The 21,984-nt window shown below is 56.1% G+C and carries 20 protein-coding genes and 1 tRNA gene; 15 read left to right on the top strand and 6 right to left on the bottom strand.

Features of this window, described 5'->3' with window-relative positions; genetic code table 11:
* The first annotated feature begins 83 nt into the window (after nucleotides 1–83).
* From R3E82_21645 to R3E82_21615, 7 genes are all read left to right on the top strand, one after another.
* Nucleotides 84–683, top strand: a complete 600-nt coding sequence (locus tag R3E82_21645) for a hypothetical protein (protein ID MEZ5553499.1) — start codon at nucleotides 84–86, stop codon at nucleotides 681–683.
* A gap of 865 nt (nucleotides 684–1,548) precedes the next feature.
* Nucleotides 1,549–2,637: a ferritin-like domain-containing protein gene (locus R3E82_21640; protein MEZ5553498.1), complete on the top strand. Its 1,089-nt coding sequence runs from the start codon at nucleotides 1,549–1,551 to the stop codon at nucleotides 2,635–2,637.
* Between the two features lie 14 nt (nucleotides 2,638–2,651).
* Complete coding sequence (locus R3E82_21635; GenBank protein ID MEZ5553497.1) at nucleotides 2,652–3,107, top strand: hypothetical protein; 456 nt, start codon at nucleotides 2,652–2,654, stop codon at nucleotides 3,105–3,107.
* Between the two features lie 82 nt (nucleotides 3,108–3,189).
* On the top strand, nucleotides 3,190–3,975 hold the full coding sequence (locus R3E82_21630; GenBank protein MEZ5553496.1) for an SDR family oxidoreductase: 786 nt from the start codon (nucleotides 3,190–3,192) through the stop codon (nucleotides 3,973–3,975).
* A 106-nt stretch (nucleotides 3,976–4,081) separates the two neighbouring features.
* Nucleotides 4,082–5,290, top strand: a complete 1,209-nt coding sequence (locus tag R3E82_21625; GenBank protein MEZ5553495.1) for an acyl-CoA dehydrogenase family protein — start codon at nucleotides 4,082–4,084, stop codon at nucleotides 5,288–5,290.
* A 185-nt stretch (nucleotides 5,291–5,475) separates the two neighbouring features.
* Complete coding sequence (locus R3E82_21620) at nucleotides 5,476–6,960, top strand: NAD(P)-binding protein (protein ID MEZ5553494.1); 1,485 nt, start codon at nucleotides 5,476–5,478, stop codon at nucleotides 6,958–6,960.
* Between the two features lie 24 nt (nucleotides 6,961–6,984).
* On the top strand, nucleotides 6,985–8,475 hold the full coding sequence (locus tag R3E82_21615; protein MEZ5553493.1) for an MFS transporter: 1,491 nt from the start codon (nucleotides 6,985–6,987) through the stop codon (nucleotides 8,473–8,475).
* A gap of 112 nt (nucleotides 8,476–8,587) precedes the next feature.
* Here the strand turns inward: R3E82_21615 and R3E82_21610 are convergent.
* Nucleotides 8,588–8,663, bottom strand: a tRNA-Ala gene (locus tag R3E82_21610).
* Nucleotides 8,664–8,902: 239 nt separating this feature from the next.
* On the opposite strand from R3E82_21610, the gene R3E82_21605 reads away from it, so the two are divergent.
* The 4 genes from R3E82_21605 (at nucleotide 8,903) to R3E82_21590 (ending at nucleotide 11,455) form a co-directional block, all read left to right on the top strand.
* Nucleotides 8,903–9,886 carry a ferritin-like domain-containing protein gene (locus tag R3E82_21605; protein ID MEZ5553492.1) on the top strand — a complete coding sequence of 328 codons (984 nt, stop codon included), beginning with the start codon at nucleotides 8,903–8,905 and terminating at the stop codon, nucleotides 9,884–9,886.
* A 361-nt stretch (nucleotides 9,887–10,247) separates the two neighbouring features.
* Nucleotides 10,248–10,736 (top strand): cytochrome b/b6 domain-containing protein, encoded by a 489-nt coding sequence (locus tag R3E82_21600; GenBank protein MEZ5553491.1) that lies wholly within the window; start codon nucleotides 10,248–10,250, stop codon nucleotides 10,734–10,736.
* Between the two features lie 27 nt (nucleotides 10,737–10,763).
* The gene (locus R3E82_21595; GenBank protein ID MEZ5553490.1) at nucleotides 10,764–11,066 is read left to right on the top strand and encodes a hypothetical protein; all 303 of its coding nucleotides are present in this window, start codon (nucleotides 10,764–10,766) and stop codon (nucleotides 11,064–11,066) included.
* Between the two features lie 62 nt (nucleotides 11,067–11,128).
* On the top strand, nucleotides 11,129–11,455 hold the full coding sequence (locus R3E82_21590) for a ferredoxin family protein (protein ID MEZ5553489.1): 327 nt from the start codon (nucleotides 11,129–11,131) through the stop codon (nucleotides 11,453–11,455).
* A 55-nt stretch (nucleotides 11,456–11,510) separates the two neighbouring features.
* Here the strand turns inward: R3E82_21590 and R3E82_21585 are convergent, their stop codons facing one another.
* Together R3E82_21585 and R3E82_21580 are read right to left on the bottom strand one after the other, a co-directional pair.
* The gene (locus tag R3E82_21585; protein MEZ5553488.1) at nucleotides 11,511–12,146 is read right to left on the bottom strand and encodes a toxin-antitoxin system YwqK family antitoxin; all 636 of its coding nucleotides are present in this window, start codon (nucleotides 12,144–12,146) and stop codon (nucleotides 11,511–11,513) included.
* 38 nt (nucleotides 12,147–12,184) lie between these two features.
* The gene (locus R3E82_21580; GenBank protein ID MEZ5553487.1) at nucleotides 12,185–13,114 is read right to left on the bottom strand and encodes a toxin-antitoxin system YwqK family antitoxin; all 930 of its coding nucleotides are present in this window, start codon (nucleotides 13,112–13,114) and stop codon (nucleotides 12,185–12,187) included.
* A gap of 262 nt (nucleotides 13,115–13,376) precedes the next feature.
* Between R3E82_21580 and R3E82_21575 the strand changes: the two genes are divergently transcribed.
* From R3E82_21575 to R3E82_21565, 3 genes are all read left to right on the top strand, one after another.
* Nucleotides 13,377–13,910, top strand: coding sequence for a LuxR C-terminal-related transcriptional regulator (locus tag R3E82_21575; GenBank protein MEZ5553486.1), 534 nt, complete (start codon nucleotides 13,377–13,379; stop codon nucleotides 13,908–13,910).
* Nucleotides 13,911–14,042: 132 nt separating this feature from the next.
* Entirely contained in the window at nucleotides 14,043–16,424 is a 2,382-nt protein-coding gene (locus R3E82_21570) for a cbb3-type cytochrome c oxidase subunit I (protein ID MEZ5553485.1), read from the top strand.
* Between the two features lie 163 nt (nucleotides 16,425–16,587).
* Nucleotides 16,588–17,187: a hypothetical protein gene (locus tag R3E82_21565; GenBank protein ID MEZ5553484.1), complete on the top strand. Its 600-nt coding sequence runs from the start codon at nucleotides 16,588–16,590 to the stop codon at nucleotides 17,185–17,187.
* Nucleotides 17,188–17,351: 164 nt separating this feature from the next.
* On the opposite strand, the gene R3E82_21560 is transcribed toward R3E82_21565, so the two are convergent.
* The 3 genes from R3E82_21560 to R3E82_21550 all read right to left on the bottom strand — a co-directional run bounded on the left by R3E82_21560 (nucleotide 17,352) and on the right by R3E82_21550 (nucleotide 20,405).
* Complete coding sequence (locus R3E82_21560) at nucleotides 17,352–17,873, bottom strand: hypothetical protein (protein MEZ5553483.1); 522 nt, start codon at nucleotides 17,871–17,873, stop codon at nucleotides 17,352–17,354.
* 316 nt (nucleotides 17,874–18,189) lie between these two features.
* Nucleotides 18,190–18,771 carry a VOC family protein gene (locus R3E82_21555; GenBank protein ID MEZ5553482.1) on the bottom strand — a complete coding sequence of 194 codons (582 nt, stop codon included), beginning with the start codon at nucleotides 18,769–18,771 and terminating at the stop codon, nucleotides 18,190–18,192.
* Between the two features lie 212 nt (nucleotides 18,772–18,983).
* A complete protein-coding gene (locus R3E82_21550; protein ID MEZ5553481.1) occupies nucleotides 18,984–20,405 on the bottom strand; it encodes an amidase in 1,422 nt (473 codons plus the stop codon).
* Nucleotides 20,406–20,870: 465 nt separating this feature from the next.
* Here R3E82_21550 and R3E82_21545 point away from each other — a divergent pair, with 465 nt between their 5' ends.
* Complete coding sequence (locus R3E82_21545) at nucleotides 20,871–21,980, top strand: S-(hydroxymethyl)glutathione dehydrogenase/class III alcohol dehydrogenase (GenBank protein MEZ5553480.1); 1,110 nt, start codon at nucleotides 20,871–20,873, stop codon at nucleotides 21,978–21,980.
* Nucleotides 21,981–21,984 lie beyond the last annotated feature (4 nt).

Here is a 21,984-nt window from a genome sequence, read left to right as displayed (position 1 = left end):
TTGTAGCCGTGTGCCGTCACCGGATGCATTCCGACGGCGGCGTCACCAATCAGTGCGAAACGTGTCGCGACAAAGTGATTTGAGTGGACGCCAACAAGTGGATAGGCGAAGCGTTCACTCGTAAGCTGCATGCGCCCGAGACGACCACCGAATCGGCTTTCCAGATCCCGGCTGAACGGCTCGCTTTCCATCTCAAGGATTGCGGCACGCTCATCCATCGGAGCGGTGATGACCACCGAAGAACAGTTTCCGCTCAATGGAAGGACAGCCAGCGTCCGGCCATAGTGAAAACATTCGTATGCGACACCGTGGTGTGGTCTTTCGTTCTGTACACGACAGACAACGCAGACACGACCGAAATCATACATGGAAGCTGCGATCCCCATCATGCGGCGCGTTTCAGAAAATCTGCTGTCTGCGGCGACGATCAAACGGGACCGCAGATTGCGCCCATCACTGAGAACGACGGTGGCTCCGTGATCTGCGTCGGTCTTAAGATCGGAAACGGCCGTATCGCAAAAGAAGCTGACGTTATCGAGGTTCCGTACTTCTTCGAACAGCGCTTCACGAATCAGATGATTGGAAACAATGAAGCCGAGGACATCCGGTTCGTCGGCAGCCGGGTCGAACTCCAGGGAATAAGGCGAGGTTCCATCCTCGACACGAGCCGCCGCGATGGGTGAAACGCTTCTGGCGTCGAAACGGGGCCAGACACCGATGGATTGCAGAATTCTCCGGGACTGATGTGTGAGTGCGATATCTCTACCGTCAAATTCCGGACTGGCAAGACCCGAGAGTGTCTGCCGATCGATCAGTGCTATCGCAAGACCCGAATCTGCCAGCAACCGGGCGAAACTGAGACCCGCGGGACCTGCCCCTACAATGACTACATCGAAGTCCACTCGTTTATCTCCTGTCAGACGCAATCGGTGGTCGGTTCCAGCCACAGCACGAGTTTTTCAGATCTCCATTCCGCGATTTCTGCCCGGTAGATAATGTCGCGGTAACCGAGGGGCGTGGGATCCGCCGTTCGCGGAATCTTCCCTGCGCAACCACCACCGGGACGGAGCCCGGCGCTCCAGTCTCAGGCGATATCCCGGTCCGACCCCGCAATTGACTGCTATGAGAATACAGCCGGCTGATACTGGATCCAGTGAATCCTGCGCGAAGGAATCAGCCCGGACGATTATAGTGACAAGGCATCATGAGTCAAATGTATTGACTATCCTTTTCGGATCAGTTTCGGGTTTGTGCGTCCCCGATTCACGCAAGTTGAGCTCCCGGTCTCCGCCCAGGGCATGAAGGCTGACGGTCGATACCCGGAAAGACATTCCCGCAGGTCCGGCTTTGTTTCCCTCAAGGCGCTTGATTTGATCCAGATCAGAAGTGGCTTTCCATCCTTCTGATAGGAATAGCTGAGGTGATCGGGCTGTTCTGAAAGTGGCAGGCCGGTCTGACGAGGCTGATGCTTCGGCACTCTGCCGGATTGAGTTCGTATGAACACCGGAGAGAGGTCCGCCTGTGGGGATTACAAAGAGGAGTCAACAGATGGCTGCGTATTCAGAAAAAGTGCAGGAAGGCCTCGATGTCATGCGTGACATGGCACGAGGGAAATTTGATCTCGGATGGATGGATTCGAATCCCGATGGGTGGGGCCAGAGTATTTCCCCCAGCGCAGACGGTGTTCGGTTGACCGATATTGAAAAGGGTTTCTACGCCAGGATTCCCGAACACGGTTCAACCCATGGCAGCATGGCTCCGAGAGGCTGTTATGTACCGCCGGAGACACCGGGACTCGATCAGTACGTGCTGAACGAGATGTCTGAAGTCTGGTCGGAAAACGCGGCAGCGCTCTATGACGAAGCCGTGATGCGCCAGTGGAACTCGGTGACGGACATTCCCTGGGATCGACTCGAAGAACTGCCCGAAGATATCGAGAAGTCGGTGTGTCAGATGTGTACTGGACTCACCGAGGTCGAGTTCGTGGCAGGGGATATGCCGGCGAAGTGGCTTTGTCAGATAAACCACGATTTTCACGAGGTCAAAATGTTCCTCGCCACACAGATCATGGACGAGGCACGCCACCTGGATGTATTCCGCAAACGGGCCCTTGCCAACGGGGGTGGCCTGCTCAGTGCATCCCCCGCCAATCAGGAGCTTCTGGGTGCCATTCTGCACGCCAAGGACTACACGACGGCGAGTGCGCTCATGCACATATTCGGAGAGGGATTCGTGTTAACCCTGTTTCGTCAGGGGGAGTTTCTCGCACCAACAGAAGTTGAAAAGAAGATCTTCAGAATGTGCATGCAGGATGAAGCGCGCCACGTCGGTTACGGTGTCAAGCACCTGCAGTTTCTGCTGGAGCGTCATCCTGAGCGTGAAGAGGAAATCCACAAGATTCTGGATCTTGGTGAGCAGGCCATTTTTGCTCTGACACTCGAACCGCAAACCTCTGAGCCTCGTGCGATCCTGGCTGGAGGAGGTATAGCGAACATTGAACTTGGTATGGCTCGTATGGCTTTTATCTATGCAAAGCAGGTGAAGGAATACATGAGCCGCTTGAAGGTAGCCGGGCTGGACCGCAGTTCCCGAATCACGATTCCCCTTGAGATTCCGGATCTCGGACTTGCCGCGTAACCGGGAGGCGATCGATGAATCAGTCAGTCATGTTTCCATCAGAACAGTGGTTCCGCGAACTGGCCCGGCAGATGCAGACGGAGAAGTACAAAGACCAGTACAGGGGTCTGGGAGCGATTGACTGCACAATGGTCGTGCAGGTCGATGATCCGCAGGGCCCCGATCTCATAGAAGTCCAGTTCAAGTCGTATGAAGTCAGATCAATACGACAGCTGAACAGTCTTGATGAGGCAGATCCCGAACATTTCAGGATTGAAGGGCCATACGAGGCCTGGCAGGAAATGATCGAAAACATCATGGAAAACGGCGAGCCCGATCTTGAGCACACCCTGAATTTCCTGACGTTTCCCGATGATCCGATGGTGGTCGACGGACCGGACCAGCTCCAGACGGATACTTTCTATCGATACAATCAGAGTCTGCAGCTGTTCTTCAACGGAGCTGCCGAGGTGGCAACGCGCTTTGCCTGAAGGATTTACCGGCGGGATGCTGTTTTCGGACACCATTGTCGGCGATGATCCATCCTGAAGCAGGAAGCCGACGGAGAGTGCGATGACTCGTATGGAAGGAATGGTGGCTCTGGTTACCGGTGGAGGCCGCGGGATCGGCCGTGCGATTGCGCTCGCGCTCGCTGACGCGGGCTGCGACGTGGCTGTCAGCTCCCGAACCCAGCAGGAGCTGGATGAAGTTGTGGAAGAAGTCCGCGCAAAAGGCAGGCGCGGTCTCGCCGTGGTGTGCGATGCGATGGTCCAGGAGTCGATCAGTGCCTGCGTCGCAAAGGTCATCGGCGCCTTCCTGAGAATCGACATACTGGTAAACAATGCTGGTGGCGTATTGCCAGGTAAGACGCCCCTGGGCCTCCTCTCGAGCACCCACGAGGACCAGGCTTTTCTGGACAATCTCAACCTGAATCTGGTGTCCGCACAGCGGGCATCGAGAGAGGTGCTGCCGAAGATGCTGGAACAGGGCTACGGACGCATCATCAACATCGGCTCAGGTTACGCCAAACACTCCGGCGGTCTGCTTGCCTACACTGCGGCAAAGCATGGTCTGGTCGGCTTAACCCGTGCCATGGCCGCTGAAGTCGCCCGGCAGGGGGTCACAGTCAATTGTCTGTGTCCCGGCTGGACCAACACCAAGCTGGTGGATTGGGATGCGCTGGCGATACAGTGGGGCACCGACGGCGAAGGCGCCCGCCGCAGAGCGAGCGCTGAGAACCTGCAGAATCGGGTGCTGGAACCCGAAGAACTCGGTCCGATGGCAACGCTGCTCGCATCACCCGAAGCAGCAGGTATCACGGGGCAGGTGATCAGTGTGGACGGAGGCTACAGAGTCTGAAGCACAGACCGGGAACCTGATCTGGATCAACCCGGCCGATCTGTCCAGTCTGTAGTTTCCCTTTGCAGACTGGAGTCCGCCAACTCAATACGTGAGGAGAATCCGCATGTCTTCGACTGACTTTGAAGTGGATCTGTCCTACGAAGAGCGCGAAATACAATCCACCGTGCACCGGTTTGCCGAATCTGTCATGCGGCCTGCGGGGCTTGAGCTCGACCGGCTGCACGATCCGCAACAGGTAATCGACCAGGGTTCGGTACTCTGGAAGACGTTCGAGCAGTACGACGCACTCGGGATCGACGGCCTCAATTTTCAGGATCCTGATGTCTCCCCGGCCACCCAGGCTCGCATTCAGGCCATTGTCCTGGAGGAACTGGCATGGGGAGACGCGGGGCTGGCGTTGAGTCTCGCCTGTCGGGGCATGATGGGAAACTGGGCGACGATGTCCGGCCAGAAGGATCTCATTGATCGATTCGCTTCGCCTGGAAACAGAGAGATCGGCTGCTGGGCCATTACCGAACCGGATCACGGCAGCGATACTCTGGCTATGAATCAGCCGCACTTCAATGACCCCGGCATCAGGGCCAACTGTATTGCCCGGCGTGATGGTGACGACTATGTGATCAAGGGCCAGAAATCGAGCTGGGTGTCCAATGGCCCCATTGCCACGGTAGCGGCGCTGTTCTGCACGATTGAAGGTGACAGAGGATTTGAAGGGGGTGGCGTTGCGGTGGTCCCTCTCGATCTGCCCGGTATCTCAAAAGGAAAGCCGCTGGACAAAATCGGCCAGCGCGCTCTGCCCCAGGGGGAGATCTTCTTCGACGACGTTCGGATCCCGAGCGGGTACATGCTGGCGGGCCAGGATTCCTACAAAGACATTCTGAACATGCAGTTGACCCAGGCCAACTCCTTCATGGGCGTGTCATTCTCCGGCGTGGCCCGGGCGGCGTTTGACCTGGCTAATCAATACGCCTGCGAACGTGTGCAGGGCGGCAAGACCATCAACCGTCACCAGAGCGTCCAGCTCAGGCTGTTCGATATGTTCCGCAAGGTGGAGACCGCAAGCGCCTTCGCTCGCAAGATACACATCTACAACGCCGCATCCGGCACCCCGAAACTGCATTACTCCATCGCTTCTAAGACTTACTGCACGCGGGTCGCCTGGGAAGTGGCCAGTGAGGCGATACAGATCTTCGGTGGTAACGGGCTGAGCCGGGAATACCCGGTAGAAAAAATCATGCGGGACGCGCGTGCATCGATGATTGAAGACGGCTGCAACGAAGTACTGAGCATCGTAGGCGCCGCCTATCTCTGATTGCCGAGCCGGATCTCGAGTCCGGATGAAGCGCTGCAGCATTGCCCTTTTCGCACGGCTGCTGTCTTAGCTGCCGAAACCGCCTGAGTTCTTGACCCGGATCAATTTGATGAAGGATGCGGCATCGCTGCCGCTTTTTCTTTTGACGTAAGCTCAGCCACCCGGCGATTCAGTGAGTAGGGTGCGTGCAGGATCATACGATCGTCATCGGTGGCTCCATAAGCGGTCTCGTAACAGCTCTGGCGCTGGCACGTAACGGACGCAACGTCACGGTACTGGAAAAGGAATCCATGCCATTGCCGCCTGCACCTGAAGCCGCCTTCGACGGCTGGCAGCGTAGAGGCGCGCCACAGGTGCTGCAATCACATGCGTTCCTGGGGCGAATGCACAATCTGATCCGGGATCGGGAGCCTGCCCTGCTTAGTGCTCTGCTCGCTGCCGGTGCGGAGCAGCTGACCTTTCGTGAGCAGGCCAGACAGTATTTCGACGCCCCGATCTTTGAGCCAGCAGACGATGACATCGTACTGCTTGCCTGCCGGCGCGTAACCTTCGAATGGGTGCTGCGCAAACACGTGCTCGAAACAGGTCTTGTCGAAATTCGCAACGGCACCCAGGTGACCGGACTGGTCGCTGAACCGACCGGCGCGTCCGGTATCCCCAGAATCACCGGCGTTGAAATCAGCGCCGACTCCGGCCGAACCACGATACTGGCCGCAGACCGTGTCATCGATGCCAGTGGGCGACGATCCAGGCTGTCTGACTGGCTCGAGCGCCTCGGCATTGCGCGTATGCGGCAGGAAGTCCAACCTTGCGGCATCTTTTACGCTTCGCGCTTCTACCGACTCAGAGACGGCGTCGAACGCCCGAACAATGATGGGATCATCGGAGGCGACCTTGGATATGTGAAATTCGGGGTATTTCCAGGCGATGGGAGGACCTTTTCGGTCACACTGGCGGCAGCGCCGGATGACGATCCCTTCAGAGCGATACTGCGTATTGAAGGATTTGAAAAAGTGAGCCGCGCGTTACCCTCAGTCTGGGAATGGGTACGTCCGGATATTGCCATGCCGATCAGCGAGGTGAACGGTATGGCAGATCTCTGGAACACGCGACGTCACTTCGTTGAGCACGGCAGGCCGCTGGCGTTGGGCCTGATACCGCTCGGAGATGCCCTGGTACACGCAAATCCGCTCACCGGTCGCGGCTGCAGCCTTGCGTGGATTGCCGCGTACGCGTTGGCCGAACTGCTGGAACAGCATGCTGCAGAGCCGGAAAGACTCGTGCTCGAATTCGAAGAGACCATAGAGCGGGAAATGGCGCCCTGGCTGGCTATGCAGATGCGGCAGGACGAAGACGCAATAGATATCAATCTGGCCCTGCGAAACGGAGAGGATCCTTACCGTCCCGAGCGTAAAGATGGATCCATAGACCCCAAGGCATACGCTCGCGACGTACTGCGTCAGGGACTCGCTCCGGCTATCCGTGAAGATCTCGGTCTGATGCGAACTTTTTCCCGAATAGTACACATGCTCGACGCGCCACGTGACATTACGCGGGAAGGAGATGTGATGATGAAAATCATGTCGTACTACAACTCGAGAAGCGAGCGAGAGCCTGTGGTCCGCGGACCATCGCGCGAGGAAATGCTGGCACTGCTGAATTCCGCCTGATTCGTCATCGAACGAGGTCACGGTATGACTACTCTTCCGGTACCGAAATCCATCAAACTCATGTTTGGACTGGGGCAGGCAGCTGAGTCGATCAAGAATTTCGGTTTCGGAACACTGCTGCTGCTCTACTACAACCAGGTACTCGGGTTATCGGGCACGTACGCGGGTTTGGCTGTTTTTATCGCGATACTCGCGGATGCGATCTCCGATCCGGCGGTAGGTTCATGGTCCGATGGCTTTCAATCACGCTCGGGGCGCCGGCATCCGTTCATGCTAGCCTCGATACTGCCGCTGGGTATTACGTTCTACTTTCTCTTCATGCCTCCCGCTGGACTGTCGGAATTTCAGCTTTTTCTATGGTTCACGGTCTTCAGCGTTCTGGTCAGGACTGCGCTGACGTTCTTCCATGTACCTTACCTCTCCCTCGGTGCGGAATTGAGTCAGGACTATGAAGAACGCACACGCATAGTTGTCGTTCGAACGGCATTCGGTCTTTGCGCATCGCTGCTGGTGGTCGCTATTGCCTGGAACTTCTTCTTTGTACAGACACCAGATGATCCGACCCCACAGCTGTCCAGGGAGCCGTACTTCAAATACGCTCTGCTCAGCTCTTTCATCATGATGGTGATGATGCTGGGGTGCTGGTGGGGCACCAGGTCCTGGGTGAAAAACCTCGCAGGTTCGAATCAGCAACCGCAACCATTCAGCCTGAAACGTGTGTACACGGATCTCTACCAGGCGCTGCAGAATCCGTCATTCAGCACGCTGTTCATCAGTACGCTGCTGTTCTTCGTCTACGCCGGAACCCACAGCGCGCTGTCGATGCACCTTAAGACCTTCTTCTGGCAACTTGATACCGAGGGTATTCAGTACTGGCAATACGGAGCGATTGTCGGCGGTGTGCTGGGATTGCCATTTACACCCCTCCTCAATCGTCTGCTCGACAAGAAGTGGACCGTAATTCTCGGATGCCTTGGCTCTGCCGCGTGCAATGTACTCCCCGTAGTACTGGAGATGGCTGGTCTGATGCCCCACGATCCCGACATACTGGTGCCCATTCTGGTTGTTCTCTCCACCCTGTCCACCATGGCAGTGATTCAATCGAGCGTTACTGTCGCATCGATGATGGGTGACATTGCGGACGAACACGAACTGAATCACGGTACACGACAGGAGGGCGTTTACTTCGGGTCCTTCAACTTCTCACTGAAATGTACGTCGGCGCTGGGCAACCTGGTCGCTGGGCTGTGTCTGGATCTCATAAGCTTTCCAGTGAATTCCAAACCGGAACTTCTATCCGAAGATATCCAGTTCGATTTTGGAATCATGTACAGCTCCGTAGCTCTCATACTGATCTGGTCAACCTGGGCGTTCTGGGCATACGGGCTGGACAAAGCGAAGCACGCGCGCATCGTAGAACAGCTGATCGCACGACGTACGGCGAATAAGCCGACGCTTCGGCCGCATACCGATTCAGACCTGGCCGACAGCACGGTACCGGTCAGCGCAGGCTAGCAGCCTGCCGCAAAAGTCTCCTTTGCTGATGGATCGGTCTGCGGTCGGGGATTCGCCGAAATGAAAGGACCTTCCAGGCGCGGGTGCATGGTGGCAGCAGGTCACAGGCTGTTGGTGGAGTCGAGGAGGATCGAACTCCCGACCTTCGCATTGCGAACGCGACGCTCTCCCAGCTGAGCTACGACCCCGAAAAGAACTGCGCTTTCCGAACAGCAGCAGGTACGTGAGCATAAAATAGAAAGCCTGCAGACGACAATCCCATTCAAAGGTTGCACCTGTCACATCGCTGGTTGAAGGGGCTGAAACCTGGCGGCACCCATCAGAAGTGATACTTTCCTTTGATCCTGATCAAAGGTATCGCCGACTGCCTACTGCTTAATGCCCATGATTCTGTAGTTTCTATCCAAACCAAGTGCCGGAGTATCCTATGAAACTAGTAGTTGAAAATACCTGCCCGACTCAGTGGCGCTTCGAATACGAGTCCAACGACCCGGAACTCGAAAATCTGTATGAACTCGCGAAAACAAATCAGTGGAACGTGTCCAAGGACATCAACTGGGACCGCGAGATAAAGGACGACAGTGACATTCTTGCGAGAAGTGAAAACCCACTCGGTCGATCCAAATTCTTCACGCGTCTCAGCAAGAATACTCAACGCGAGGTCATGGCGAATCAGGCGGCATTCACCCTGTCTCAGTTCCTGCATGGCGAGCAGGGCGCCTTACTGTGTTGTGGGGAGCTCGTGGACAATGTCCCTGACATAGAAGGGAAACTGTATGCCGCCACGCAGGTGATGGACGAGGCTCGACATGTGGAGGTTTTCCATAAATACCTGAAAAAGCTGAATAAGCACTATGGCATTACCGACGGACTGAAAAACGTACTCGATGCCATTCTTGAAGCAAAAACATGGCAGCAGAAATGCGTTGGCATGCAGATCATGGTCGAATCTCTGGCAATGGGCTCTTTCAAGAACATGCTGGTTACCGCGGATGATCCTCTCCTGAAGGACATCGTGACGCTGACTGCCCGGGACGAGGCCCGTCACGTGTCATTCGGCATCATTTCTCTGCAACACGAAATTCCGAACATGCCGGAAGAAGAACGGGCTGCTCTCGAGGATTTCGCACTCGCCGCTTTGAACATTCTGGTTGGCAACCGTGGCGATGCACGCCTGCCCGGGCAGGCGATCAGCTTCGATCAGCCGCTGGTTGACGCCGGTCTTGATCCAAAAGAAGTAATGACCGCGCTGCAGGAAGAGTTCAAGGTGGCTCCGCCACCCAAGACTGAACAACAGCCGTTGTTCCAGAGCTATGTGATACCTAACCTGCAGAGAGTCGGGCTGATTACCGAGCGAATGAAGCCCAAATACATCGAGGCAGGTTTCATGGGGCCGGCGAAAGCTGCCTGATCTATGAGTTGAACGTTTTCCAACTTTCCACGCTACCTTCGGGTAGCGTGGCTTTTTCCTGCCTTATCCTCCTCATCTTGCGACTGCGTGGGACCACCACGTATCCTCAGCAACTCGCTCAGCAAGCTGGTACTTGGCAATGCCGACTCTGCGATCCCTGTTCCGCAATTCGTGGATCCCACAGTTCAGAAGCCGCTGGATGTTCTAAGCAATTGATCAGAATCAACCTGATCAGCCTGCTTCCATCATAGCTTCAACCCATGTCCGCAGTTGGTGTCGTAGCGACGTGGCTCAGACACAGACACGCGTGACGATGGATCAGAACCATCGTAAAGAATGACAAGACATATCGGAGAAGCCGGTGAACCAGAATAAAAGAAAATTCCATTACAGCGTGGCTAAGGTCCTGCACTGGATCGCAGTCTTCCTGATCGGATTTAATCTTCTATCCGCATGGAAACTCGGTAGCTTTTCTCAGGACATCAAGGAAGTTCTGGTCATGATTCATTCGGGAGTGGGAGTGACCGTATTCTTCCTGATGCTGTTTCGCTGGTGGTGGCGCAGAAGCAGGAACCTGTACACCCCGCCTGGGTGGTACAAGAGACCTTCCATGCTGCTCCAGTGGATATTTTATCCTCTGGTTCTTGTGCAGGTTTTAGTTGGCGTTCTGCAGGCAGTCTATATTGATTACCCGGTGCTGGCGTTTGGATTCATCGATTTTTCGACCCTGGCTTCCGCGGATTCGGTGAAGCGGGAATTGCTGCTTAATATTCATATCGCTATTGCTGTAGTGCTGATAGTCATGATCATTGCCCACGGTATGGAGCGCTATAAGAAAATTTTCACATAACCCGGACAGCAACTGAGGAAATCGGCAATGGCTAAATATTACGTTGGTCTGGTGCTAGTCTTCGGTCTGGTTCTTCTTTACATTTTTCTCAACGATCCTTGCAGCAACAGGCTTCGCGTTGATTTTCTCGAAAAGCACCCGGACTATGAAATTCTGTTTTCCGGAGCTGGAGCGGATACTCCCGAGAATTCGCTGAACCATGTGAACTGTCACATCCGTTACCGTACGTCTGAAGGTATCGGCACCTATGAAGATATCTGGGTGTATGAGAATTCAGGCGATGGCTGGAAATTTGCCGGAATCCGGGAATCCCGGAGATTGATCGAGTAAGCGGAGTCACCTGGTGGAAGTACCAGGATGATCACGGACGTTGAGCTCTGTTGAGAACGAAAATGGCATTTGTTGTTACTGAAAACTGTATTAACTGTAAACATGCGCATTGCGCGGAAGTCTGCCCGGCCAACTGCTTTCACGAAGGGCCAAACTTCCTGGTGATAGATCCCGATCGCTGTATCGATTGCGCGATCTGTCCCCCGAACTGTCCGGTAGATGCCATCCGCGAAGACCGCAACGTGCCACCCGATCAGCGCGCGTTCATCAGATTGAATGCGCAGCTGTCTGCAATCTGGCCGCTAATCACGAAAAGACGCCCACCTGCCCCGGACAGCGAGGAGTGGGACGGCGTTCCGGATAAACTGAAACTGCTGGAGAAGCCTTGAGGTTTTCTGAACACCAGCCCGGCGGCTGGTGGATTTTTGCGGGAAAATCCGGGTCTCAGAAGATGTGAGGTTTTGTCCGCTGACCCTGCTCGTCGTAGTATTCCCAGGCACCAACCTGAGTACCATCCCGATAGCAGCCTGATTTGCCGATCTGGCCGTTTTCGTAGTAGAAAATCCACTCACCGTTTCTGTGGCCATCGCTGTAGTTACCGGCTCTCATCAACTGACCGTTTGAATAGTAAGCTCGGAACGGGCCACTGAGTTTGAGATCCCGATAGAATCCCTGCTCCTGCACTCGACCATTCTCGTAGTAGGTTTCGAAGGGCCCTTCCAGTTCTCCCTGTCGATACATCAGCTTTTCGTTCAGCTGACCGTTGTAGTAGTACCTCTTGAAAAGTCCGTGGGGGACACCGTTTATGGAGGTCCCTTTGACTTTCAGCTGACCGTTTGTGTAGAACGTCTCCCAGCTGCCATGACGTTTACCGTCCTTGTAAGTCCCGCTGAATTCGAGTTGACCGTTGGCGTAATAGATTTCCCAGGGTCCGTCCTTTCTTCCGTTCTTAAGGTTGCCATTGCTGTATTTCTGACCGATCTGCTGGCCCCATTCCCAGGAAGGTCCTTCAGGCAGCAGGCTCAGACGACGCAGCAGCGCGTCCAGTTTGTCTCTCACGTTACTGAAGAAAGGTCTCATCGATCGCTTTCCACCATCTATCCCGCCGTAGTCTGTTCCTATCGCTTCACACCGGCTTTGTAGGCCCCGGACTCAAGCAGCGTTCCTTCTTCGTCGTACAGCGCATAGGGGCCATTGAGGGCGCCGTTTTTGAAAGTACCTTTCATTTTCAACTGGCCGTTCTCGTGAAAGGACTCGTAGGGACCAGTCTTGATGCCTTCTTCGTAGTGTTCCTTCGCAGCCAGAATTCCATTCGGCAGGTACACTTCCAGCAATCCCTCCCGCCGGTCGTTGACATATTCACCGCAGGTTTTTAACTGACCGTTTTCGTGGTAGTAGCGCTGACTGCCGTTGAGCTGTCCGTTTCGATAGGTGCCTTCAAAAGCCAGTTGGCCGTTTTCCTGGTATTCGATCCATGATCCTTCCCTCATACCGGCAAGGAATGTTCCCCTGGATTGCAGCTGGCCGTCTTCGAAATAGGATTCATACGGTCCGTCACGCAGATCGTTTTTGTGACGACCCCGGGAGCGAAGCTGACCATTCAGATAGTAGACTTCAAACGGTCCGTCGCGTCGGTCATTGCAGGTGCTTCCTCTGAATCTGAGCTGACCGTTCAGGTGGTAAAGTTCCCAGGGGCCGGTTCTGCAACCCTCTACCCAGGTTTGCCGTTCCCGAATCCCGCCGTTTTCGAATCGCCACTCCTGCGGCCCATCCATCACACCCTCGGTATACCGGCCGCTGAAGGTAACCTGGCCGGATTCCGAGTAATGTAGCCACTCACCGTTCATCAGCCCGTTCTTCAACTCGCCAGCCGATTGCAGGGCTCCGTTGTCGAAGTGCGTTTCGCAGTGGCCATCGCGCTGATGCCCGGTTTCATCCTGCTGAGACTGTTTTGCGCCGTTGTCGGGGGCACTCTGAACTTCCTGAGAAGTCTGCTCTTCCCCCTGTCTGCGAAACCGTCTGAACCATGATCGTGTAACACTGCTCATTCTTTCTTTATGCGCTGCACTTTTGTGCGCCATACCTTTGTGCGCTGTACCTTTAAATGCGCTTTACCTCCGTGCAGTTTACGCGGGAAGCCGGATACTCATGGTGGATAGCTTACCTTTCGAGACGGATCGGGAAAATACGATTCTGGAAAAACTGGTTCGGTAGTGTTACGTAGGCCGCATGCACTACGTACTAACACGTATTTACCTGGGCTGGGCTCCTGTCTAGTTTCTGTCCGACAAGGGTTCCTCGGGGCCGGTTATGCGTAGTTCCTACTCAGAAGAGATGTTCGAAAAGTCGATCTGTGTGGTCGTGGCGGGTGAAGATGGCCGGGTAATTGCCCAGAACCGGCCCGCCCGGGCGCTACTCGGTTCGGGCACCGGAAAATTCTGCTGGGACGTCGTCGGAAACCTGCCTGATGCGGAACAGCTGCCCTGCGAGAAGGGCTGTGTGATGGAGCTTCTGGCGAGGGGCATGGACACAGCCCAGCACACCGAGTTCAAGGTGTGCGGAGTTCGACATGAACTCACCTGCGTTGCCGTTGATGGTGCTGCGATCTGTCTGCTGGGGCAGATGGGCAGAGACGCCAAGGCCCTGTGGAGAACCCTCAGCCCCAGGGAACAGGAAATCCTTCTGATGCTGGCCAATGGCGAGACGAACCCTGTCATGGCGGAGCGTCTGGGCCTGAGTCAGTCAACCGTTCGTACCCATGTGGAACGAATGCGCAGTAAACTTTGCGTTAACACCCGTGCCGCCATGGTGGCCGAAGGCTTCCGTCTCGGCTACCTCTCCTGATCTATTTGCTCTAAATCAAATTTCGGCCTGAATCCAGATCTGTGTCGGTCATATGACGGACGCAGTGATCACTTGCATGCATTCAGACTGGCTTGCATCAACAGTTTGGTTGAGTAGCGAGGAGAGTTTCACATGGCGACAGCAACAAACGGCACGAACATTGCCCTTGTTCTTCTGAACAAGCGGTACTGGTTCGCGCATTTTCTGATAGTTTCTGCAATCTGCATCGCTGGCCTGATCTATCTGGGCGGAGCGACATACATGGGGGCCCCACCGCTGGTGGATTACGTGTCTCCATCGGGACAGACCGTCATTTCCCAGGAACAGATCCAGCGTGGGCAGAAAATCTTTCATACCCGCGGTCTGATGAGCTACGGCTCGTTCTGGGGCGACGGGGCTGAACGTGGACCGGACTTCACCGCAGATGCCCTGCATCGCACCGTGGTGTCCATGCGTTCGCATTACAAGGACGAGCTGGAATCCGAGGCTGGGCCCGGGTCGCTCAGCGAGTACCACCAGGACGCGATCGCGGCCAGGGTGATGCGCGAAGTCCACAACAACACCTACGACGAACAGGAAGGTGTTATCGAGCTCAACGAAGCTCAGGTCGTGGCGTTCAAAGATCTCACTGAACATTACACCAGTATGTTCACCGACTCGACCTACCACGAGTCATTCGAGCCGTCCGGCCTGATCTCCGATCCCCAGGAACTCAGGGATCTGTCTGCGTTCTTCTTCTGGGGTGGCTGGGTGTCTGCTGCGAACCGTCCGGGGGAGACCTACAGCTACACCCACAACTGGCCCGGAGATAAGGACGCCGGTAACACACCAACAGAAGCCACCTTCTTCTGGAGCGTGTTTTCGATATTCGCGCTGTTTGTCGGTATCGGGGCGGTGCTCTACGTCTATGGCCAGATGAGGGAGCAGCCCGTCGACGTCTTCGAAGGTACCAGCGGCAACGGCAACGGCATGTCGCTGACAACCTACGACCTGGAAAACGAACACGTCCGGCCGACTCAGAAAGCGACATACAAGTTCTTTGCTCTGGCGATGGTGGTGTTCGGAATTCAGATAATCGGCGGTATCCTCGGTGCGTTCGACTTTGTGCGTCCGTTCGGCATATCGATGAATGACATCATTCCCTTCACGGTCGCCCGCAGCTACCACACGCTGCTGCAGATCTACTGGTTCTTCATGTGCTGGGTCGGTTACACGATCTTCTTCCTGCCCAGGATCTCGAAAGTACCAAGTGGTCAGCTGTTCCTGATCAACCTGCTATTTGCTCTCTGCATCGTTACCGGTGTAGGCGCCGTTGTCGGCATCTACCTCAGCATGACCGGAAGGATCTCGGGCGACATGGCTTACTGGTTCGGCGCTCAGGGCTGGGAGTTCCTGGAACTGGGAAGAGCATTCCAGTTCACACTGCTGACTTCGTTCGGCCTGTGGATCCTGATCATCTACCGCGCTGTGAAGCCCTGGCTTACCAGGAAAAACATCTGGTCGGTACCTTCCTGGCTGCTTTATGGCAGCGGCATCATGGTCATGTTCCTGTTCTTCGGCCTGATGATTCAGCCGGAAATGAACTTCGCGATCTCCGACTACTGGCGCTGGATGGTGGTGCACATGTGGGTCGAGGTCACCTTCGAGGTGTTCACGACTGTCATCATCGGCTACATGCTGGTGCAGATGGGCCTCATCACCCGCCTGATGGCAGAACGGGTGATCTTCCTGGCTGTCATGTTGTTCCTGATTACCGCCACTATCGGTATCTCGCACAACTTCTACTGGATCGCCAAGCCGACGGGCATCATCGCCCTGGGTAGTGTGTTCTCGACACTGCAGGTGCTTCCCCTGCTCCTGCTGACGCTGGATGCATGGCAGATGCGCCAGGAAGGCTTCACGGCCGGCCGCAATGTGAGTGAGGGCCGACAGACCTTCATCATGGAAGGCGTCTGGCTGTATATCCTCGGCGTGAACTTCTGGAACATCTTCGGTGCAGGTGTGTTCGGCTCGGTGATCAACCTGCCGATCGTCAACTACTACGAGCATGCTACCTACCTCACCGGTAACCATGCCCACGCGGCCATGTTCGGTGTGAAGGGCAACATCGCCATCGGCGGAATGCTGTTCTGTCTGATGCACATGTTCCATAAAGAGGCCTGGAATCCGAAGCTGATCCGGGTGTCCTTCTGGTCACTCAACATCGGTCTTGCGCTGATGATGTTCCTGGATCTGTTCCCGGTAGGCCTGTACCAGACCTGGGTAGCCTTCACCGACGGCACCTGGTACGCCCGGTCGCGTGAAGTCATCGGTGGGCCGGTGTTCGTCACCCTTACCACGTTCCGGACCCTGGGTGGTGCAGTCTTCGTACTCGGCGGCCTGTTGCCCCTCATCTGGTTTGTCCTGTCCAGAGGCACCAAAATGCGCCTCAAGGAAGAAGAGGTCGAACAGGGGGAATGGACTGTCTACGAAAACGACTGGGCTGAACAGAATGATCCGGCACTGGGAGGCTGATCGGACGAAGTGACATCCGTCAGGACCGGCCAGCACCGCTTACGTAACAGTGAGCGGAGCTGGCCGGGCCACTCCAGACCCCCCTCTCTCCGGATAAAGCCTGTGAAATTGACCTGTCCAGAACAGCGGGTCTGAACGAAGACAAGCTATGGGAGATCATGTAATGAAGGACACACGAAATTCGCTCAAGCAGTCCATCCTCTACATCATTGCGCTGCTGCTGTGTTCGCTGGCGATCGTGTCGGTCGAAGCAAATACAATGGAAATCCGGCCGGACACAACACCCGAGAAATCGGGCAAACTCAGCATATCTGTGAGTGGTGCGTCCGCGGGAATCACGACTGACTATTTCGAGCAGGCACTCTCGGAGTCCATTGTCAGCAGTGGCATCTTTCCCAGTGTCTCCAGTCCCAGGGAAGAAGACATCGTTATGCCGATGATCGGTGCAAAAGGAACTTTCTCGAGTGTCGTGGAGGAAAGTGACGCTCCCTACGAACTGGAAGTCCGCATAGTTAAAATTGATGCACCCTCATTCAGCATCCGGATGGATGTAGGAATGGATGTCGTGTGGGAACTCCGTGACAGGACAAACAACACGACAGTGCTGCAGGAAAACATCCATTCAAGCTACAGAGGCGGCGCCTTCGAAGGCGGTTTTAACGGAGCCAGCAGGGTCCGCGCGGCCGTTGAAGGTGCGACCCGGGAAAACATCCGCATCGGAATAGAGAAGCTCGCCTCTCTGGAACTCGCGACGAACGACTGAACCCGCCCCGATCCGCACTGCGCCTGTCTCCGCAAGACCCGGCGGCAGTGGCTCAATCAACGCGTATTCGAATTCGACATCTCGCTCTGTCCGCCAGCTGCGGCGGCATTCGATCAGCGAATGGAGCTGCAGGTTAGCCGGCGATCAGCGAATGGAGCTGCAGGTTAACCGGGTTTTACGATCGCAAGAAACCAGAGTACCGGAATGGTTATTCGCACGATCGGAGATACGATCTTAAAAAAACGCACCTGATCCGCACGCATCTTCTTATAGCCCTCAGGATCCTCTTCCTTACGCGCTTCCGCGTGGGCGCTGTAGTAGTGGCTGAACCAGATGTCGTAGGCTTCGAGCGGCACATAGATAATGATGATGATCGACAGCTTGAGAATGATCCACGTATGTCCAAGAGTCCATCCGCTGGCAAGGAACAGCAACGGGCCCGTAATCAGCAGCACCGGCCAGGCGATGTGTTCCAGTACGATCAGCTTGTCGATCTGATCCCAGGACCACCACATGCGTCTCTCAAGCTCAGCATTAGCGGGATCCGCCGCATGGTCCCGCATGGCCCTCTTAACGTAGACCGTGAACGCCGGCGGTACTGCCAGCCCCCACAGAAAAGCGAAAAACACGTGGACAAACTTGATATAGAGGAAGTTACTCGAAATGAACGCAGTAAGCCCTTCCATCGCCGCTCCTCAGACTCGGTTTCGACAGAGGGCTGAACAACCCGCACTCCATCCATTCAGCCTAATAAAAATTCAGCACTACCACCCGATGTAGACAAATGATTCAATTAGCCTTTCACCCTCACCGGGAAGACCTCATGCTGAAAGTGCATCAGAGAATTGTGGTCCTGAATATCATCTGCTTCGCCATCTTTCTGGTGCTCGCTGCTGCCATACTGATGCGATAGCTGAAGAAGCTCAGTTCAAGGCGCGCAATGTCTCTTGCCAGCCGGAGAGCGGCAGCCTCAGCGGCAGCCGCTGCCGGCACGATCCTCAGTCAGAGTGGTTTTCCGTTTGCTTTGATGCCCTGTGCATTCACCGGCGGCTCTACATAGGAGTTGCCAGCGCGCACATTGGCGCAGAATTCCAGCATGGCACCATCGGGATCGAAGAAGTAAAACGACCGTATCCAGGTGTCATCATCGACGTCTTCCGTAACACGATCGACCCCGGGCTTGGTCTCAACGTCGGCGTGGTTCACGATCTCTGTGCAGTCAACGCCCTTCGACACGAGCGCGTCGCGATAGGCTTCTATCTTGTCAAGCGGGCAGTGGAATGCCACGTGGTTCATCGATCCGTGTGCCGATGAAATACTTTCACCCTGCCGTACAAGCCCACCGGCCGATGCAATGCCGGGTGCCGCCTTCGGTGCGTCGCGGAACCAGAAAAACGCCAGCAGATTTCCGCCACCCATATCAAAGAAAAAGTGTTGACCGTAGCTGCCGCCAAGATCAAACCCCTTGACGAGTTTCATATTCATGATGTTGGTGTAGAAATCCACAGTCTTTTCCATATCCCGGCTTACCAGCGCCAGGTGGTGTACTCCGCTGTACTCAATCTCAGTAGCTGCCTTGTTCATTATCCTGCCTCCGCAGATTCATCCGAATTAGGGACTTGAGACATCTCACAAACCCGAGAGTCAATATGGTTGACTCTCGGGTTTTTTGTCAAGTCGAGTGTTGCAGCGGGAACTGTTTCTGCAGCCAGCCTGCAGATCGCGGAATGCGTCGTTTCGCAGCTGTTTGGGTGCCTGTCTGCCAGGCGCCAGAGGGATTGCAGGGTAAGGTGCAGTCAGGCGCCGGGTGGCAGCCGATTGAACCAGGGTGCAGCCAGCTCCAGTTGCCTGGCCAGCTTCAACAGGGTCAGCTCCTCTCCACAGCGCGCCACGAATTGAACACCCACCGGCAGGCCCTCTCTGGTCCAGTGCAGCGGCAGCGATATGGCCGGCTGGCCGGTGGCGTTCTGGAGATTGGTGTATCCCCAGAAATTTGCAAAGCGCTCGTTGAAGCGCTCCGGGTTGTAGTTGACCGTGTCGAGCCAGCCCACGGCAACTGGCGGAGATATCAGTACCGGCGTGAGCATCAGATCCCAGTGCTGATGAAACTTCGCGGTCGACCGGCCAGTCTGATGGATGATCTGAACAGCCTTCGCATAGTCCTCCGCACTGAGCGACATGCCATACGCACGCATTCTGCGCGTGTGCGGCTCGATGTCCGTGTCTTTCAGGTTCCGGGCCAGCGCTTCCAGGCGGGTGTTCACGTTGAGAGCAATGTTGCTCGCAACCAGGGTGGAAATGGCTCTGCCCAGACGCTCCCGGTCGAACTCCGGTGATGCTTCGCTCAGCTGGTGACCGAGGTCTTCGCAGAGACTGGCCGCGACTTTCACTGCCTTAATGCATTCCGGATGGGTTTCCTGACCGGTGAGCGCGTGCAGATCCACCGCGATCCTGAGCTGTGCGGGCGCTTCAAGGTGATCGTTCAGATAAGAGCCGGAAAATGCCGGAGCTGCATACGGATCCCCAGGCTCCGGACCGTGTACGGCATCAAGAAATGCGGCGCTGTCACGTACCGTGCGGGAAACCACGTGACCGGTGGACATGCCGTTCCAGCCTTCCCCCAGGTCAGGCCCCTGCGGGTTACGCGCTCGGGTTGGTTTCAGCCCGACCAGACCACAGCAGGAAGCGGGAATCCGAATGGAGCCACCGCCGTCCGTGGCATGAGCCGCGGGCAGCCAGCCATCGGCGACCGCGGCAGCGGCACCACCGGAAGAACCGCCGGGAGTGCGGCTGGTTTTCCAGGGGTTACGGGCAGGGCCGAAAAGTGCGGGCTCTGTGGCGACGTTCAGGCCGAATTCGGGGGTGTTTGTCTTGCCGAATATCACCAGGCCGGCGTTTCTGAAACGGCGGACGATCGTGGCGTCGTGGTCCGGGATGTGATCCGCATACAGGCGGCTGCCGTATGTGCATGGCACATCCTGAATGTAGACCAGGTCTTTCACCAGAAAAGGCACGCCGCTGATCGGCGACCCGGGAAGCGGGCTGCTGGCAGTCTTACGGGCTGCATCCTCGAAAAACTGTGTTACAGCGTTGAGGTCTCCGTTTCTGAGGCGGGCTCTGTCGAGCGCGGATTCCAGCAGTTCCAGGGCAGTGGTTTCCCCGTTGCGGACGAGTTCAGCCAGCCCGACGGCGTCGTAATCCCGGTATTCGTTCTGCATGCGTATTATTCCTGCCTGGACCTCAGTCTAGGATTAATCTCCAGCCGTGGAAACTCCGGTGTGTGCAATCGCGAATGCGACGCATACCTGCAGAAAAAAAAGCCGAGCGCCGCTCAACCGCGGATGGATAAAGTCAACCCATCGCCTCGGACTCACCCCGTCCATCAGCCTGCAATCTGATCTGAATCAATTTCCCCTTCCGCAAAGAGCGGAAGTGCGGTCAACAGGTCAGCTCAAAGCGGCGGGCGCATGGGCTGGTTGACGGAGAGGTGCTGTTCAATAAAAACGCTCGCCGCGGGTGTTCAGCAGTATTTGCTCCCATTGCATGCGCCCGCACCTGTCACCGGACCGTGCCGCTCGCTCCAGCGCAGCTACCTCGTTATCCTTGCTGTCTGCTCGACAACACCGGGTTCGATTCGTGTCGGCCGATTTGTCTCGAATTTCCTGTAACTCAAGGATCTGTATATGAAAACACGCGCAGCCGTCGCTCATGCACCCGGCGAGCCCCTGGTCGTTGAAACCGTCGAACTGCAGGGCCCGAAAGCCGGCGAAGTTCTGGTCGAGGTCAAGGCTACCGGTATTTGTCATACCGATGCCTTCACCCTGTCCGGGGAGGACCCGGAAGGTATCTTTCCATCCATCCTTGGTCATGAAGGAGCCGGCGTGGCGGTGGATGTGGGGCCAGGGGTAACCAGCCTGAAAAAAGGCGATCACGTGATTCCGTTGTACACGCCTGAATGCCGCGAGTGCGAGTACTGTCTCAACCCGAAAACCAACCTGTGCCAGGCGATCCGCAGTACCCAGGGGCAGGGCCTGATGCCGGATGGCAGCAGCCGATTTTCAATCGGCGGAGAAACCCTCTACCACTACATGGGCTGCTCGACTTTTTCGAACTACACCGTGTTACCGGAAATCGCGCTGGCGAAGATCCGCGAGGACGCACCGTTCGACAAGGTCTGCTACATCGGCTGTGGCATCACCACCGGTATCGGTGCAGTGATCTACACCGCCAAGGTGGAAGTCGGCGCGAGGGTGGTGGTGTTCGGCCTTGGCGGCATCGGCCTGAATGTGGTCCAGGGCGCGCGACTGGCTGGTGCCGACATGATCATCGGGGTTGATCTCAATCCGGCACGCGAAGGACTGGCACGCAAATTCGGCATGACCCATTTTGTCAACCCGCAAGAGGTTGACGGCGATCTGGTGCCGTATCTGGTCAGCCTGACCAGAGGCGGCGCCGACTACAGTTTCGAGTGTATCGGCAATGTGGACGTGATGCGGCAGGCGCTTGAATGCTGCCACAAGGGCTGGGGAACATCAGTGATCATTGGTGTGGCGCCGGCCGGCGCCGAAATTGCCACCCGCCCGTTCCAGCTGGTCACCGGCCGCAACTGGCGCGGCAGTGCCTTTGGCGGCGCACGCGGGCGCAGTGATGTGCCACGCATCGTCGACTGGTACATGGAAGGCAAGATCATCATTGATGACCTGATCACCCATACCATGCCGCTGGAACGCATCAACGAAGGATTCGATCTGATGCACAGTGGAGAATCGATCCGCAGCGTGGTGGTTTACTGATGAC

This window comes from Pseudomonadales bacterium (assembly GCA_041395945.1).
Lineage (GTDB): Bacteria > Pseudomonadota > Gammaproteobacteria > Pseudomonadales > Azotimanducaceae > SZUA-309.
Note: the sequence above shows the minus strand (reverse complement) of the source record. Positions and strands in the feature narration are given on the sequence as shown.